Origin of the sequence: Pseudomonas fluorescens, from assembly GCF_002837185.1 — a bacterium.
Lineage (GTDB): Bacteria > Pseudomonadota > Gammaproteobacteria > Pseudomonadales > Pseudomonadaceae > Aquipseudomonas > Aquipseudomonas fluorescens_AM.
In genome coordinates this window covers 39,439-57,016 of sequence record NZ_KZ478019.1, presented here as the reverse complement: position 1 = coordinate 57,016, position 17,578 = coordinate 39,439, and the positions used below count along the sequence as shown (strand labels likewise).

Sequence of the window (17,578 nt, the reverse complement as noted above, 5' to 3'; positions counted from 1 at the left end):
CGTAGTGGTAGTGGCTGAGCAGTTGGCCTTGTTGGCGTTGGTGTTCGCGACCGGCACTGAACAGGTGGGAAGTCAGTAACTTGCGTGTCGGAAGAGATCGGCGCCACCAGTGCGACGTCATCCCCGACCTTGAACACCTGCTCGACTTTCAGTGCCGAGCCACTGAAAAAGCTGTCGGCCCACGCGTCGAAGGTGTTCAGGCAATTGCGCAAATCCCCAAGCACGCGTTCAGCATCCGGCGCTTCGGGGTCCATGGGCGCCAGGACGAAGCTGGCCAGCGCCGGAATCAAAACACAGCCCCGACAACCGGGGCCCTAACGAAAAGAACCATCTGCAATCCCTCGCACTGAATGATCAGGCGAGGGACTTTGCAGCGGTTCTCGGGGCAGGGGAGTAGAGCTTATCCGGCAGTTACGTAGGAAGTTTCAACAACCCTGTCGCGCAGCACCAGGCTGCACAGCGCCGGCAGGAACAGCAGCGTCAACACCGTGCCCACCAGCACGCCGCCGATCAGCACATAGGCCAGGGACGACCAGAACACCGACAGCGTCAGCGGAATAAAGGCCAGCGCCGCCGCCAGGGCGGTGAGGATCACCGGCCGCGCGCGACGCACGGTGGCTTCGACAATGGCTTCGCGTATCGGCATGCCGTGGTCCTGGTTCTGGCGAATCTGGTCGGTGAAGATCAGTGTGTTGCGCATCAGAATCCCGCCGATGCCGATCAGCCCGAGAATCGCGTTGAACCCGAACGGCTGGTTGAACAGCAGTAAGGTCGGCACCGCGCCGATCAGCCCCAGCGGCGCGGTGGCGAAGACCATCAACATCACGCCGAAGGAGCGCACCTGGAACATGATCACGGTGAGGGTCAGCAGGATCATGATCGGGAACAGCGCCGCCAGGGCGACGTTGGCCTTGGCGCTTTCTTCCACCGGGCCGCCGATATCGATGTGGTAACCGGCAGGCAACTTGGCGATCAGCGGCTGCAGGTCCTTGTACACGGCCATTTCCACATCGGGCGGTTGTACGCCGTCGACGATGTCGGCGCGCACTTCCACCGTGGTCGCGCGGTTGCGGCGCTTGAGGATCGGTTCTTCCATCACCGCCTGGAAATGCCCGACCTGGGCCAGCGGTACCGAAGTGCCGGCGCTGTTGGTCAGGGTCATGTTGTTGAGGTTGCCCAGGTCCTCGCGTTGACTGCCCTGGGCGCGTGCCACCACCGACACCGTGCGGTTGCCTTCACGCACTTCGGTGATCGGGTTGCCGCTGAGCAGGGCGTTGAGCTGGGACTTGACCTCGTCGGGCGTGAAGCCGAGCAGGCGCAGGCGATCCTGATCCAGCACCAGGCGGTAGCCGCTGGCGCGCTCGCCCCACTCAAGGAAGGCGTCGCGGGTCAGCCTGTTGGCGGCCACCACTTGACGCACTTGCTCGGACAGCCCGCGCAGCACGTCCAGGTCCGGTCCGGACACACGGAACACCACCGGGAACGGCACCGGGGGGCCGAACACCAATTGTGTGACGCGCACCCGTGCCGCTGGAAACTCACCGGCGGCGATGCGCTCGCGCATGCGCACTTTCAACGCATCGCGTGCGTGGGAGTCCGGGGTTTGCACGATCAACTTGGCGAACGCCGGGTCCGGCATCTCAGGGTTCAACGACAGGAAAAAACGCGGAGCGCCGCCGCCCACATAGGTGTCGACCATGCTCGTCTGCGGTTCCTGCAGCAAGGCTTTCTCTACTTGCGCCGCCACCGCTTCAGTGCTTTTGAAGGCGCTGCCAGGGGGCATGTACACCTCCAGGATCAGCTCCGAACGGTCGGAGTCGGGGAAGAACTGTTTCTTCACCACTGCCATGCCCAGGCCGCACAGCACAAACGCCGCCACCACCAGCGCGGTCACCAGCCAGCGCCCGCGCACACAGGTCTCCACCAGGCTGCGCAGTTTCTGGTAATAGCGCCCGGCGTAAATCGCATCGTGCCCGCCGGGCACCGGCTTGATCTGCGGCAACAGCTTCACGCCCAGATAGGGCGTAAATACCACCGCCACCAACCAGGATGAAATCAACGCAAAGCCGACGATCCAGAAGATATTCCCGGCGTACTCGCCGGCACCGGAGCGCGCGAACCCCACGGGTAGAAAACCGATGATCGTTACCAGCGTGCCGGTCAGCATGGGCGCCGCCGTGGAGCTCCAGGCGTAGGTGGCCGCATGGATGCGGTCGAAGCCTTCTTCGAGTTTCACCACCATCATTTCAATGGCGATGATCGCGTCGTCCACCAGCAGGCCCAGGGAAATGATCAGGGCGCCGAGGGTCACGCGGTCAAATTCACGCCCGGTGACCAGCATGATCACGAACACGATCGACAGTGTCAGCGGCACTGCCGCCGCCACCACCAGCCCTACACGAAAGCCCAGGGCCAGCAGGCTGATCAGCATCACCACGGCCAGGGCGACGAAGAACTTGAGCATGAACTCGTTCACCGCCAGGCTGATGTTTTTTGCCTGATCGGACACCTTGGCGAAATTCACGCCCAGGGGCAGGTCGGCCTGGATCCGGGCTTCCTGGGCCTGCAGGCGCTTGTCCAGTTCCAGGCCGTTCCAGTGCTTCTGCATGATCACCCCGAGCATCAGCGCCGGGTCGCCCTGGTGGCGGATGCGGTAGCTGGGCGGGTCTTCATAGCCACGCCGGACCGTCGCCACATCGGCGATGCGCAGCACGCGGCCATTGACTTGCAAGGGCACGTTCTCGATCAGCGCCAGGCTGTCGAAGGCGCCATCGATACGGATATAGGCGCGGGCGCCGGCGGTTTCGACGAAGCCTGAGGGCGCCACGGCGTTTTGCGCGGCGAGGGCGGCGAAGATCTGTTCGGGTTTGATGCCCAGGGTCGCCAGGCGCTCATAGGAGAACTCGACAAATACACGCTGGGCCTGTTCGCCGAGGATATTGACCTTCTTCACCCCCGGCAGGTTGAGCAGGCCCTGGCGCAGCGCTTCGGCCATTTGCACTTGCTGGCGATGGGGCAGGTGTTCGGCCTCCAGGGCGTACAGCGCAAAGTACACATCCGAATACTCATCGTTGAAAAACGGCCCGATCACGCCCTTGGGCAGGTTCGCGGCTTCGTCGCTGAGTTTTTTACGGGTCTGGTAGAACAGGTCCTGTATCTCGCTCGGCCGGGTGGATTCGAGGAAGGTCATGCGCATCGAAACGAAACCCGGCTGGGCGATGGTCTCGACGCGGTCGTAGTAATCGAGTTCCTGCAGGCGCTTTTCCAGGCGGTCGGCCACCTGTTCCTGCATTTCCTCGGCAGTGGCGCCGGGCCAGGCGGCGGTGATGGTCATGACCTTGACCGTAAACGACGGGTCTTCGGCGCGCCCCAGTTTGCCGAACGCGAAGATCCCGGCGGCGATGATCGCGATGATCAGGAACAGCGTGACGGCGCGGTGCTTGACCGCCAGTTCCGAGAGGTTGATTCCACGCATGCTCATTGGTCCTGTTTACGGTTGAGGGCCAGCGCCTGGGCGGGCAGCAGGCGTACCCGGTCACCGCTGTGCAGCAGGTGCGCGCCGAGGGCGACGATGGTTTGGCCAGGCGTGACGCCGCTGTCGAGCAGGGCTTCTTCCTGGCCGAGACTGGCGACTTTCACCGGGGCGAAGCTGATCGTGTTGTCGTCACCGATCAGCCATACGCCGGTGCCTTGCCCCGCATCCTGCAACGCACCGATGGGCACACGGGTTTGCTGGGCCTGGCCGTCACCTTGCAAGCGCACGGTGATGGTGGAGCCGAGGGCGAAACGCTCGACCGCGCCGTGCAGCACGTAGCGCGCGCGGTAGGTGCGGGTGGTGGGGTCGGCGCTGGCGGACAGCTCGCGCAGAGACGCGGTAACGGCCTGGTCCGGCGCACCGAACGGGAAGGCCAGGGCGTTTTGCGCGGCCCGGGCGCGTTGCTGTTCCGGCAGGTTGACGATGGCTTCGCGGGCGCCGTCATGGGCCAGGCGCGCCACGATCTGCCCTTCGGCGACCACCTGGCCGCGATCGGCCAGCACTTCGGTGATGATGCCGTCGCCATCGGCCTTGAGCACCGAATAGGTGCGACGGTTCTCGATCTGGCTGGCATCCGATTGCGCCGCCGCCAGTTCCGCTTCGGCGACGCGCAGGTTGGTCGCCGACTGGTCGAATATCTGCCGCGATACCGCGCCGGTACTGGCCAGACGCTGGTAGCGGTTTTCGTCGTCACGGCGCTGGCGCAATTGTGCCTGGGCCGCGTTGACGCGGTTTTTCGCCGAGCGCAACGCCAGTTCGAAGTCGCCGATATCCAGCACCAGTAGCGTGTCGCCACGGGACACATGCTGGCCGGGATCGACCTTGCGTTCGATCACTTTGCCGCTGACCCGAAAGCCCAGGTTGCTTTCAGTGCGGGCCGCCACCACGCCGGTATACGCGCTTTGCTGGGTGCCGCCAGCCTCGACCTTGGCGGCCAGCACCGGACGCGGCGGCGAGACCTGGGTGGCGTTGTCGGCCTGGCTGTTGCAGCCACTGAGGATCATCAACACAGCCAGGGGCGTGAAAAGGCGCAGGTGCAGAGAGGGCATGACGAACTCCTGGGGGACCATGGGAAAAAATTATGGACATAATTTTTTGCTCATATTATGGTCGAAATATAAATTAATCCAGCCCCCGGATATTCCCCATGGCAAACGCCCCGGCACCTTCACGCAGCTTGTTGTTCTTGCTGGTCGCCCTCACCGCATTGGGTGAAGTGTCAACGCAATTGATCATCCCCGGTCTGGGTGCCATCGAGCAGACGCTGGCGGCGCCGCAAGGTTCGGCGCTGATGGCGCTGTCGGCGTTTGTCGTTGCGTTTGGCGTGGGGCAACTTGTGTTCGGGCCGCTGTCGGACCGTATCGGCCGCCGTCCGGTATTGATCGCCGGCCTGACGCTGTACGTGCTGGCGACGCTGTCGATGCTGCTGGTCACTGACATCCAGCAATTTATCGCCGCCCGCGTGCTTCAAGGCCTGGGCGCGTGCGCCGCGCTGGTTCTTGCGCGCACCGTGGTGCGTGACGTATGGAAAGCCGAGGCAGGCCCGGCCCTGGCGCTGACCATGATCGGCATGCTCTATGCCATCGTCGTGGCGCCGATGGCGGGCGGTTTGCTGATCAAGCTGTTCGGCTGGCATGCGCCGATCATTCTTGCCCTGCTGATCGGCAGCGTTGTGTGGCTGCTGGCGGTGCTGTTCTTTCGCGAGAGCAACCATTACCTCGATCCCGGGGCGGCGCATTGGCGCACCCTTGGCGGGCAGTACCTGGATTTGCTCAAGGGCCGCCCATACCGCGCCTATGCTGTGGCCCTGGCCTGTACCTACGGCGCCATGTTTGCGGTGATTGCCGGTTCGTCGGCGGTGTTTATCAACCTGCTGGGCCTGAGCAGCCTGGAGTACGGCATCAATTTCGGCCTGATCGTGTCGATGCTGATCGTCGGTTCCACCTATACCCGGCGCAACATCCTGCGCCTCGGGCCGCAGCGGATTGTGACCATGGGCGTGACGCTGGTGGCCGCAGGTGGGGTGTTGGCACTGCTGATTTATGCGCTGTTCGGGCTTTCCGTGGTGGGCCTGGATATTCCCATAGCCCTGGCCACGCTCGGCGGCGGGCTGGTATTGCCCGGCGCGGTTACGGGCGGGGTGATGCCCAATGCCCATCGTGCGGGGCTGGCGGCCGGGTTGATGGGCTTCGCGCAGATGTTCGGCGCCACCTGCAGCGGCGTGCTGTTGAGCCAACTACGCGATGGCAGCGCGACGCCGATGATCGTCATCCAGGCCGCCTTTGCCGTCACGGCCTTCGTCGCATTTCACCTGTTGCGTCAGCGCGCGCCCAAGGCACTGTCCTATACATAGGACGATCAAGGCCGCTTTTGCCGGCTAGTGCTCTGCGGCCTGGGGACTTATGGTGTAGGCACTTTGGAGGTACACCATGAAAAAACTGATCGGTCTCTACACCAGCCCTCGCGCTCACTGGGTCGGCGACGGCTTTCCGGTGCGCACGCTGTTTTCCTACGACACCATGGGCAAACACATCAGCCCATTTCTGTTGCTGGACCACGCCGGGCCGGCCGATTTCACCCCCACCGAAACCCGTCGCGGCGTGGGCCAGCACCCGCATCGCGGCTTCGAAACGGTAACCATCGTCTATGACGGCGAAGTCGAGCACCGCGATTCCACCGGTGCCGGCGGAAAAATCGGCCCGGGTGATGTGCAATGGATGACGGCGGCCAAGGGCATTCTCCATGAAGAATTCCACTCTGAGGCTTTCGCCCGCACAGGCGGGGCGCTGGAGATGGTGCAATTGTGGGTCAACCTGCCGGCCAAGGACAAAATGGCCGACGCCGGCTACCAGACCCTCGTCGATGGCGACATCCCGGTGCTGCCGCTGGCGGGCGATGCGGGGCAACTGCGCCTGATCGCCGGTGAATTCGCCGGTACTCAAGGGCCTGCCCGCACCTTCACGCCGATTGACGTGTGGGACTTGCGCCTCAACCCCGGTAAGGCGGTGACGTTGGACTTGCACGCCGGGCGCAACACCGCGCTGGTGATCCTGAGCGCAACTGTGCAGGTCAATGGCGAGGACGTCGCGCGCCAGGGGCAGTTGGCGTTGTTCGAGCGTGACGGTGACCGCCTCACCCTGGAGTCCAACGACCACGCCAAGGTGCTGCTGCTCAGCGGCGAGCCGATTGACGAGCCCATCGTCGGCCACGGCCCGTTCGTGATGAACACCGAGCAGGAGATCCACCAGGCGTTTGCCGATTTCCAATCGGGCAAGTTCGGGCGGATGCAGGCCTGAAGGCCGGTGGTTGAATAACCCCTTGTGGGAGGGGGCTTGCCCCCGATAGCGGTGGGTCAACCAACATCAGTGTTTGCTGGGCTGACGCCATCGGGGGCAAGCCCCCTCCCACATTTTGCTCTGCGCTATACCCGCCATCTTCATTTCATGCGATCTTTCTCGGCATTCGCCCTGGAGTCGCCTGGATGCCCTCATTTATCGCTGAAAACCCGATGGTGTGCGCCCTGGCGCTGATCCTTATCGACATTGCCGTATGGCGCCTTATCACCCCCGCGCTGGCCAACTGGAAACTCGCGGCGCGGCTGGTGATCTTTGCAGTGTTCAGCGCGGTGTTGTTCAACGACGGCATGAACCCCATGCAAGCGGCGCCCTATGTCGACGACACCGCCCGGCACCTGGCGGCCACGGCTTTGCAGATCGGCTGGTGGCTGTTCGCGGCGCGCACCCTGACGGTGTTGCTCGGCGCGGTGATGATGCAGCGGGTCGGTCACACCGGGCGCTTGTTGCAGGACCTGATGGGCGCGGTGATTTTCCTGATCGCCATCATCGCCGCCATGGCCTACGTGCTCGACCTGCCGGTCAAGGGCGTGCTCGCCACTTCCGGCGCCGTGGCGATCATCGTCGGCCTGGCGCTGCAAAGCACCCTGAGCGACGTGTTTTCCGGGATCGTGCTCAACACCACCAAGCCTTACCAGATCGACGACTGGATCTCCATCGACGGCACCGAAGGCCGCGTCACCGATATCGACTGGCGCGCCACGCGCCTGCAGACCTCCCAGGGCAGCCTGGCGGTGATCCCCAACTCCCTGGCGGCCAAGGCCAAGATCATCAACTTTTCGCGCCCGGCGGACATGTTCGGCCTGGCGGTCAGCCTGCAAGTCAGCCCCCATGCGCGCCCGCAAACGGTGATCGAGGCCCTTGAGCGGGCCATGCAGGGCTGCCGCGCGCTGTTGGCCAAGCCGGCGCCCAGCGTCGCGTTCAAGGCTTCGGTCAGTGGCGGCGTGGAATATGAAATCAGCGGTTTCGTGCCGGCCATGGGCCTCAAGCGCGAAGTGCGCAACCAGCTTTACGACCTGGCCTTCCGGCATTTGCAGGCGGCGGGCGTGGGGCTGTTGTCCGCCACCGAAGGCAGTACGCCCGCCACGGTCTCCGGCGCGCGGGCACTGCTTGAGCGGTCGTCGATCTTCTCCACCCTGCGTCAGGAAGAAAAAGACACCTTCAGCCAGAACATGACCCTGCACACCTACCGCGCCGGCGACATGATCCTGCCGGCGGGGGAGGTCAGCGATCACCTGTTCATCATCGAGTCCGGCGTGGTCTCGGTGATGCTGGTCAAGGGCGGCCACACGTTCGAGGCCGGGCGCATGGGGCCGGGTGAAGTGATCGGCGAATCAGGCATCCTGACCGATCAGGCCACGCTGGCGGATTTCACCGCCAAGACCTACTGCACGCTGTACCGCATCGAAAACGAATACCTCAAGCCCTGCCTGGACGCGCGCCATGACATCGGCGAAGCCATGAAGGCGCTGCTGGACTTCCGTGTGCATGCCGCCCAGGCGCTGACCGAAGACGCGCCGGTGGTGCCGGTGAAGAAAGGTTTCCTGCAGTGGTTGAGGAGCCGTGGCCTGTAGATTGGTCACCTGTTCTTCGCCCGGATTGGCTATTTCTCCAGACCGCCCAGGTGACTAATCTGCGCACCAATCCCCACCGTTCTGGAGTTCCACCATGCAAACCCGTACCGATTTCTACAGCGCTTCCCCGGACGCCATGAAGGCCATGCTGGCCCTGGAGGCGGCAGTCGGCAAGCTGTCCATCGAACTGCCACTGCTGGAACTGGTGCGCCTGCGCGTCTCGCAAATCAACGGCTGCGCATTCTGCCTGGACATGCACACCGCCGATGCGCGCAAGGGCGGTGAAACCGAGCGCCGCCTCTACACCCTGTCGGCCTGGCGTGAAACGCCGTTCTTCACCCCGCGTGAACGCGCCGCCCTGGCCTGGGCCGAAAGCCTGACCCTGCTCAGCCAGACCCACGCCCCCGATGAAGACTTCAACGCCCTGGCGGCCGAGTTCAGCGCGCAGGAACAGGTCGACCTGAGTGTGGCGATTGCCACCATCAACAGCTGGAACCGTCTGGCGGTGGGTTTTCGCAAGATGCCCCAGTAAGCGCTCAGCCGGATTTGAAATAGCCACGCGGCGTGGTCCCGGTCATGCCTTTGAAGAAGGCGATCAACGCACTGTCGCTGGCAAAGCCCAGTTCAAAGGCGCAGTAGCCCAGGCTGCGCCCGGTAGCGAGCAGTTCGATCACCCGCATCAGACGCCACTGTTGGCGCCACTGCTGATACCCCAGGCCGGTTTCCTTTAGGAAAATCCGGCCTATGGTCTTGGTGCTGGCGCCAATGTGCTTTTCCAGCGCCTGCAATGTGGGGGGCAGGCGGTCGAGCCGGGCCAGCAGCGGGGCCAGGCGCTTGTCCCTTGGCAACGGCAGGAGCAGCGGCTGTTCGGCGGCGTGGCGGATTTCATCAAGGCACAGGCCGAGCAAATGCGCGTAGCGGCCCGCGTGCCAATCGGTCTCGAACGGGGCCAGAGCCATCGGCTCCAGCACTGCCCTGAGCAGGGCACTCACTTCGATCACCCGCACCTGGGCCGGCAACTGCTCGGCCAGGGCTGCGCTCACATACACCGAGCGGTAATCCACGGCCTGCTGCATCACCGCGCGATGGGGCAAGCCGCCGGGTATCCAGGCCGCGCGCGTGGGTGGCAGCAGGCACAGTTGATTGTCCAGGGTGATCCGCGTGCAGCCTTGCTGGGTGAACAGCAGTTGCCCGCGCTGGTGCCGGTGCAGCCCGGAGTCGTGGTTGCCCAGCACCGCGGCGATGCCGATCACGGGCGCCGCGAATGCGTCGGGGTTGAACGATGCGGCGGCCTCAAGCCAAGCCATGGGATGTCCGATTTCAGGGATAAAGTGTCGAAGTCCGGATAATACCCCAGGCGGGGCGCTCTAGAATCCCTGCGGTGTATTTACGGATGGATCTGGTGATGAAGTCGAACAATCTGCTGATGCTGACCATGGCCCTGCTGATGTTCCCGCAATTGGCGCAGACCCTGTACAGCCCGGCCCTGGCTGATATCGCACGGGCTTTTGCGGTCGCGCCTGAACGGGCGGGGCAGACCCTGTCGGTGTACTTCCTGGCCTTCGCTGTGGGCGTAGTGGTATGGGGCCGTTTGAGTGATCGTTGGGGGCGGCGGCCCGTCATGTTGGCCGGGCTTGCGATCTATGTGGGGGCCATGGCGCTGGCGTTGAACGTGGCAACGTTCAACGCCTTGCTGCTGGCCCAGGCCGCTGCCGCCTTTGGAGCAGCCGTGGGGTCGGTGGTCACGCAGACGGTGCTGCGTGACCGTTTCCACGGTGCCGAGCTGGCCCAGGTATTTTCCGCGATGGGGATTGCGCTGGCGGCAAGCCCTGCCATCGGGTTGTTCAGCGGGGCGAGTCTGGTCGAGTATTTCGGTTATCGCGGGGTGCTCGGTGGGCTGTTGCTGCTCGCGCTGCTGCTGTGGGGCTGGAGCCTGTGGGCCCTGCCGGAAACGCGTCCGGCCTCGCTGCCCACGGCCGCCCTTGGTCAAACACTCGGCATGATGCTCAAGGACGCCGGGATCTGGCGCTCGGTCGGGTTGGTCGCGGCGTTCAATATCGCGTTGTTCAGCTATTACAGCGTGGGGCCGTTTATCTTCGCACAACAAGGGCGCTCCACCGCCGAGTTCGGCTACAGCGGCGTGCTGCTGGCCCTGGGTTCCGGGTTGGGAGCGTGGCTGAACAGAATCCTGCTTAGACGCGGGATGGACAGCGATCAGTTGGTATTCGTCGCTGCGGTGGTGGCGGTGCTCGGCAGCTTGTTAGTGTTGGGCCTGCAACACAGTGGGCTGCTGGTAGGGCCGATGCTGCTGGTGGTACTGGCATTCGGCATGGCAATTCCCAACGTGCTCGGGGCGGCGCTGGTCGATTATCGCGATCGCCTCGGCACCGCCGGCGCACTGTTGGGTTTGTTGTACTACCTGGTGATTGGCAGCGGTCTGAGCCTGGTGGCATGGGTTCAGGACCTGGGCTGGAGCCTGCTGGTGTGCGGTCTGGCGGCGCTGGGGCTGGCAACGCCGCGGCTCTTCAGAAGTTGACCGATGCACTCAAGCGCGCCGTCAGCGGCGCACCCTGGAACAGGTAGTCATCGCCCATGTATTCGCCCGCGTCGCGCCAGTAGCGCGTGTCGAACAGGTTGTCGACGCTCAGGCGAAACACCGTTTCATAGCCATCGACTTTAGTGGTGTAGCGGCTGCCGATATTGACCACGGCGTAATCCCCCACTTGCACATTGCCGGTGCGGTTGGCGTACTTTTTGGCGCTGTATTGCACGCCGCCGAGCACCGCCAGGCCATTGACCCATGGCAGCGCATAGTCGGCGTACAGGCTGGCGCGCAGTTTGGGCACGTTGATCGCCTGGTGGTCTTCGTAGCTCGGCGTGCCGCTGCCGCTCACCCGTGCCCGGATGGCGGCCACGCTGGTGGCGATCTGCAGGCGGTCGGTGGCCCAGCCGTTGGCGGACAGCTCCAGGCCGGTGTTCTTCTGGTGACCTTGCTGCACGTAGGTGAAGCCGCCACTGTCGGGCTTGGCGTACTGATAAGCCTGGCGTGTCTGGAACACGGCGGCGGCGAAGCTGATACGGCGCCAGTCGTATTTCACCCCGGCTTCGAGCTGGCGCGAGAGCGTTGGCGCCAATGTTTCGTCTGCGTTCTCAGCGAACCACGGCGCGGTGCCGCCCAGGGACAGGCCCTTGCTGTAACGGGTGTACAGCGACACGTTGTCCACCGGCTTGTAGATCAATGAGGCCTGGGGCAGGAACACGTACTGTTGGGTGTGGCGTGTCGGGTTGCCGGTGAAGCCGTCGAAGGCTTTTTCATCCAGGCGCACTTCGCGGCCGCCGAGGAGGGTTTGCCATTGCTCGTTGAAGCGGATGCGGTCGGTGACGAACAGCCCGTACTGGCGGCTGTCGAGGTTGCGGTGGCTGTCATTCAACCGTTTGTCGGTAGGGGTAAAGCTCGGCACCTGTTCGTCGATATTGGCGGTGCCGATGAATTCGTTGACCGACTTGCGCTTGTCGATCACTCGGCGAAAGGCGCTGGTGCCGAATGTCAGTTCATGGCCTAAGCCTGCGGTGTCGAACAGGCCGGTCATGGCCGCCTGGATTTCATCGTCGCGGCGCGTATCGTCGGGGCTGCGGTAGTCGTAGACGTCGTAATTGCCTTCGGGGCTGAAGTAGTTCGGCACGCTTGCCGAGCTGCAGCTGGTCGACCCGTAGCAGCCCCACGCAAATGAGCTGTAATCGTCAATCACCACTTTGCTGCGCGCCGCGCTGACACTGCCTTTCCACTGGTCGCTGAAACGGTAGTCAAATGTGCCGTTGAGGTTCAGCGAATCAATGCCCACCTGCTTGCCTCCGGTCTGATGCCCCAGCAGTTTTTTCGGCGAAGCGTCGTGAGGCACTTCAGTGCCGCCCAGCAATTGATAACCCGGCACCGAGCGCTGTTGTTTGTTCTGGTATTCGGCATCCAGTTGCAGCACCGCGTCGGGGCTGATGTTCCAGTCAAAGGCCAGGGACATAAAATCGCGCTGGCCGTCGGCATGCTCCACATAGGCATTGAGGTCTTCATGGGCGACATTGGCGCGCAGGCCAAATTGTTGCTCGCTGCCGAACCAGCCGCCGACATCGGTGGCGATATAACCGCTGCCGCGATCATCGGTGGACACCGTCACCGAACGCACATCCTCGGGGCGCTTGGTCACGTAGTTGATCACGCCGCTGGGCTCGGAAATGCCGCTCTGCAACCCGGCCAGGCCCTTGAGCACTTCGACCTGTTGCTTGTTTTCCAGGGCGACGTTCTGCTCGCCGGTGATGGTGCGCCCATTGATCTTGTAGCTGCTCGCCGCATTCAGCGAAAACCCGCGCACCACGAAGTTTTCGTAGTAGCCGATGGGCGCGTAGCTGTCGCCCACCGAGGCGTCGTTGCGCAGCACCTCGCTGAGCAGGCGGGCTTGCTGGTCCTTGATCAGTTCAGCGTTGATCACCGTTATCGAGGCCGGGGTATCGAGCAAGGGGGCTTCATTGAAGCTGCTGACGGAGGCTGTATCGGTTTGATAGCCGCCGCGCTCTTGGCCTTGAACCCTGATGGGCGTCAGTTCAATTTCGGCGGCCTGACCGACCTCCATTCCACAGCCGACAAGCAGGGTCGCGGTGAACAGCTCAAGCGCGCAGCGTGAGGCTGGCTTGCTGCGCAGGGAAGGTCGAGAACGATTAGCCATCAAGGGTTCCGTTATCAGAAAGAAGGTCGGATGCCAAAGGTGCATAAAGGGCGGGCGCGATCCTACCCTATTTGGCCAGGTCTTCATCGGCTGTCGGCTGAGGTTTCCGATTTTTTAGGTAGTCGGCCGACGATAGATTCGAGCCTCTTTCAAATCGCAAATGGAACTGCACACTATGACAGAGCAATTAATGGGTGCCGGACGCGCCTCATTGAACGAGGCCGTACAGGCCGGCGTTCCCCTGACTCCGAGCGCTCACGGCGCAAAACTGATCCGGCAGAAGTGGGGGGCGCATGTCGACCCGATGACTGCGCAGCTGGTCACCCTCGATTACGACTACCACGGTCATCCACCCATCGACGGTGTGCATCAAGGCAAAATTCGATTCCAGCAGTCGCTGGTGCAGGCCCTGCTCAGTGACTACCAGGCCGTAGCCGATGATCGATTCGGTGAGACGGCATTCGGTGTATATACCCCCCCTGCGGTCGGGCCGCGAATCAAACTTGTCGAGCATGTCGATGAGTTCGCCTATCGGGGCAGTGGCAATCACACCGACTATGAAGGCATCTACCGCCAGACCATCCCGCAGACCTACGGGCCTGAAACACAGATAGCCATTACACCGGCGGCGTTCAAGAAGTGGGTGTGGGCGCTCGAGTACAAGGATTTGTACAGAGACTACCTGGACGGCGTACTGCCCTCTGATGCAACGATCAAGGGCGTAGCGCCCTATGCTTTGCGCACCACCGTAAAGACGGCTTTCGTCATGGCCGCTTTTCTTCAAAAACGTGAAGGCAGTCTGTCGCTCCAAGGCTTGCAGCTCGCGCTGTCGTCGGCCGGGTTGGGGGAGGGGCAGATCGAGTTTGGTTTCGTCAACAACGCGCAACTGGAACACAGCACTCATCCCATGGCCCATGTCGAAGCCTCTCTACTGATGATTTATCGCTACACCGCAACGGATATCTGGGTGTTTCGTCATCGAACCAGCGGGCTGATAGTGCTGTATGTGCCGGGTAACTCGTCACCGTTGCATGAGTTTTCCAGTCTGGATGCAATGAGGGCATGGGTGGTGCAACAGGGCCAGGATTCAGTAAAGAGGAAAGCCCTCGCCCTGCATTTCGCCAAAGACGACCGCTTCGATACAACGTGGCACGCAGGCGTCATGACAGCCCTGACGGGAATGACCGAGTATCCGCGCATGCATCGCCTGAACCGTGATGCCGGCTTCTTCAATAACGACGGCTATTGGAACCCGGCCGATTACATCAGCCTGGATACTGTAGCTGGCAGCACCGACCCGTTCGTGGCGTTGGTCAAGGCGACCAAACAAGCTAACCTGCACGCCGCTGAAGAGGCGATCCGTGACGATGCGGATGTCAATCGTGCCAACTTGAGTGCGGTGATAGAGCCCGTGGTGGGTTGGCTTAACCGCTGGGGGGCCTTGGCGATATTTTTCCCCGGTGGCGAAGGCTTGCTGGGTCTGGCCGGGCTTATCGAGGCGGGATACGGACTCAACGAAATAGACAGCGCCGACAACCATGCTCAGGTGTCTGAGGGCATCACACGTACGGTCTTCGGTTTGCTCAATGCCTTGCCTTTGGTAGTCAAGGCCGGCCTCGGTGGGGCAGTGATCAAAGGCGAAATCGAGGTGACGACCAGCGCCGTAGATCCAGCACTGACTGTGGCTGAGGGCGCTCCCGATCCCGTTCCTTTACCGCGTGTGCCGGTCACTCGCCCCGCTGGCATCCTGCATCCGCCGCCCGGCACCGAGGGGCTTGCATTGACTGAGTGGACCCGTGCGCAATTGATGCGTGGTTTCGGCCCGCAGGTCGAAGCGTTGACCGATGAAACCCTGGAGCAAGTGCGTCAGGTCAGCGGTGTGTCTGACGATCACTTGCGATATTTGCATGCCGAAGGCCTCCCTCCCCAAGGGGTGTTGGCGGACACGCTGACCCGCTTCAAGATTGATCGTCAGATTCAGACGTATATCACGCAGTTGGCCACCGATGAGTCGATCCATGCCGACTTGCATCTGGTGCAGTGGTTGACCTCGGATACCGACTGGCCGGCGAGCGTGCGCATGGAATGGGTGAAGGGCGATCAGGCGATCTGGTCGTCTCAGGCAGCCACTGAGCCGGGTAAGGTGTTGCGGGTCGACGAGGACACCACGCTGTTCCCGGAGCTGGCCAGGGGCCTGGATGAGCAGCAGACGCGTGCGTTCCTGGGAAGCCAACTGCCCGTCGACCAGCCTTACCCGGACGTTTATACCCGTGCCCGGTTATTGCGCCAAAAAGCGCTCGGGATTGCCAAGGAACGGCGCACCGATCTGTTCGAGGAACATTATCAGGCGGCGGTAAAAACCGATAATGAGCTGCTGCTGGCGTTAAAACAGCAACACCCGACATTGCCTTACGTGGTACTTGAGGAGATGTTGAGTCGCCAGAAAATTGATCCGAACATCCCCCTGACACTGGCACAGACCAAGGAGGTTTTTCAGCGGCTGGAGCCTCTGGCTGAAGGTTACGGACAGGAAGTACGCCTCGCCAGGGCCTACGAAGGGGTATTCACAGATTCGGTGCGCAATCCCGACAGCGATGCCTTGTTGTTGCACAGCGTCCAACAGATGCCCGGATGGCCCACGGACGTTGCGATCGTCGTACGTGAAGGCAACATCAGCGGGCCGGTGCTGGATCGGATCGGATCCGCCAACTTATCCAACCAGCGCGTGCTGATTAAGACCGGTGAGCATTTCCAGGTCTACGCTGCGCTGCAGCCGCCTGGCTACACCCACGGTGACCTTGCCGACATGATTCTGCACAGTTTGACCGATGATGAGCGTGGCGCGATGAATGTGCGTGTCGATCAGGGACTGGAACATTTCAAATTCAAAATCCGTCGTAACTTGCTGCGTCGACCACAACTCTCAAGCGTATTGCATCGGCAATCATTGAGAACGCCGTTTTATGAGCCTGAGGAGGGCGGGCTGGCGGGTGGCAGCGCATCCTCGACGATAACCGAGCAGGGAACGCTGCTCCCGCGCATCACCCGAGGGCATGTCAAAGCCTATTTCCCTGACTCCACCGATCAACAGGTGGATGATTTGATTGCACGCTTTGACCATCTGGATGACCTGCAACGGGAGCTTGAACGTATCAGGCAGGCGTTCGTCGAGTTTGACCGCACCTTGAGCACGTGGGAGATGGTCAATGAGCAAGACGTGATGGAAGCTTTCGATCTGGTTGATATCGATTTGGCTGCTGACGGCGTGGATCCGGAGATCAGCAAGTGGGTGGAAGAAGAGCGCAGTCGGCGTACTGAGGTCGGGGCCACGTTACGCCGGTTGTTTAAATGGCAGGGTGAAGGCTCGGAAAATATTTACCGTGACGGCAAGTTGGTCGGCTTGCATCTGCAACTGGACGGGTCGCCGCAGACACCTTTCCCCTATGTCCACCCTCCCATGGATTCGGTGATTTCTCTCACGCTGTCAGGTGGTGCGCAAAGTGTTGACGGTATCCTGTCGGATTTCAGGCATGTTGAATCGCTACAGATGCAGATGCCTGAAGTGCGTGAACTACCCCGTGCCCTCGAGGGGATGACGAAGCTCACACACCTGAATCTGAGCGAGTGCCAAATCACATTGACCACTCATAATTCGGTCGAACGCCTTGCCCGGCTCACCCAGTTGGAGGAGTTGGACCTGGATTACAATCCACTGATCGTTGCGCCGGACGTGAGCCGTATGACGCGGTTGCGCTGGCTGAGTCTATCCGATACGCAACTCAGTGAGTTCCCTCGCGGTGTGACAGGCGAGATCCCACTAGGGCGGTTGGATCTCACGGGCAATCGAATCCAGTCAATCCCGACATCCGTCAGACTGCGCGCCGATATTGAACTGTCTGGGAATCCTATTTCCGATCCTGATTCCCTGAGTCGCCTGATCAGTTACCGCCGGCGCACCGGCAACGATCTCTGGCTCAATCCTCAAACCCAGCATTTGCCTCAACCAAGTGTTTGGCTGGCTGATTTACCGCCTGCTCAAATTGCCGGCAAAACGGGGCTGTGGAATCGATTGCTGAGCGACTCCGACACCAGCCTCTTCGCCAGGCGCTTCAGCGATTTGCCCCGCGCTCCCGAATATGCGTTAAACCGCCAGAGTCTGCAGGCGCGGGTGTGGAAGCTACTGGAAAAAATCACAAATGCCGATGGAGTGCATCGCGCCCACCTGTGCAAATTAGCCGCTCTGGACCCTAACGGGAGCGCGCCTGGGTTGCTGGAGACGCTGGAACATGAAACGTTGATGTATGAGGCCTGGCGCAAGGGACAGCCGGTGTATCAACTGCCCAAGCGTGCGCGACTGGAGTAGGGCGTTGCGTGAATATTTCGCTGGGCAGTTCGTGCAAC

Annotated in this window: 11 protein-coding genes; 6 read left to right on the top strand and 5 right to left on the bottom strand. The window is 62.1% G+C overall.

Translation table 11 applies throughout. The features are described from left to right. The 3 genes from CIB54_RS27750 to CIB54_RS23310 form a co-directional block, all read right to left on the bottom strand. Positions 1-254: hypothetical protein (locus CIB54_RS27750; protein ID WP_420094170.1), on the bottom strand; the 254-nt coding region annotated here is incomplete at its 3' end. Between the two features lie 146 nt (positions 255-400). Next, positions 401-3,475 (bottom strand): efflux RND transporter permease subunit, encoded by a 3,075-nt coding sequence (locus CIB54_RS23315; RefSeq protein ID WP_101221092.1) that lies wholly within the window; start codon positions 3,473-3,475, stop codon positions 401-403. A gap of 2 nt (positions 3,476-3,477) precedes the next feature. Continuing rightward, on the bottom strand, positions 3,478-4,584 hold the full coding sequence (locus CIB54_RS23310) for an efflux RND transporter periplasmic adaptor subunit (protein ID WP_101221091.1): 1,107 nt from the start codon (positions 4,582-4,584) through the stop codon (positions 3,478-3,480). 98 nt (positions 4,585-4,682) lie between these two features. On the opposite strand from CIB54_RS23310, the gene CIB54_RS23305 reads away from it, so the two are divergent. From CIB54_RS23305 to CIB54_RS23290, 4 genes are all read left to right on the top strand, one after another. Continuing rightward, positions 4,683-5,888 (top strand): multidrug effflux MFS transporter, encoded by a 1,206-nt coding sequence (locus CIB54_RS23305; protein WP_101221090.1) that lies wholly within the window; start codon positions 4,683-4,685, stop codon positions 5,886-5,888. A gap of 76 nt (positions 5,889-5,964) precedes the next feature. Further along, the gene (locus tag CIB54_RS23300; protein WP_101221089.1) at positions 5,965-6,831 is read left to right on the top strand and encodes a pirin family protein; all 867 of its coding nucleotides are present in this window, start codon (positions 5,965-5,967) and stop codon (positions 6,829-6,831) included. 185 nt (positions 6,832-7,016) lie between these two features. Then, complete coding sequence (locus CIB54_RS23295) at positions 7,017-8,462, top strand: mechanosensitive ion channel family protein (RefSeq protein ID WP_101221088.1); 1,446 nt, start codon at positions 7,017-7,019, stop codon at positions 8,460-8,462. A 94-nt stretch (positions 8,463-8,556) separates the two neighbouring features. Beyond that, a complete protein-coding gene (locus tag CIB54_RS23290; protein ID WP_065951022.1) occupies positions 8,557-8,994 on the top strand; it encodes a carboxymuconolactone decarboxylase family protein in 438 nt (145 codons plus the stop codon). Between the two features lie 4 nt (positions 8,995-8,998). Here the strand turns inward: CIB54_RS23290 and CIB54_RS23285 are convergent, their stop codons facing one another. Next, the gene (locus CIB54_RS23285) at positions 8,999-9,769 is read right to left on the bottom strand and encodes an AraC family transcriptional regulator (RefSeq protein WP_065951021.1); all 771 of its coding nucleotides are present in this window, start codon (positions 9,767-9,769) and stop codon (positions 8,999-9,001) included. Between the two features lie 98 nt (positions 9,770-9,867). Between CIB54_RS23285 and CIB54_RS23280 the strand changes: the two genes are divergently transcribed. Then, a complete protein-coding gene (locus CIB54_RS23280; protein WP_101221093.1) occupies positions 9,868-10,998 on the top strand; it encodes an MFS transporter in 1,131 nt (376 codons plus the stop codon). Here CIB54_RS23280 and CIB54_RS23275 read toward each other — a convergent pair. After that, positions 10,988-13,177, bottom strand: coding sequence for a TonB-dependent siderophore receptor (locus CIB54_RS23275; RefSeq protein WP_101221087.1), 2,190 nt, complete (start codon positions 13,175-13,177; stop codon positions 10,988-10,990). The two genes, CIB54_RS23280 and CIB54_RS23275, sit on opposite strands and share 11 nt — an antisense overlap. A 175-nt stretch (positions 13,178-13,352) precedes the next feature. Here CIB54_RS23275 and CIB54_RS23270 point away from each other — a divergent pair, with 175 nt between their 5' ends. Further along, positions 13,353-17,540: a leucine-rich repeat domain-containing protein gene (locus tag CIB54_RS23270; RefSeq protein WP_157829751.1), complete on the top strand. Its 4,188-nt coding sequence runs from the start codon at positions 13,353-13,355 to the stop codon at positions 17,538-17,540. Positions 17,541-17,578 lie beyond the last annotated feature (38 nt).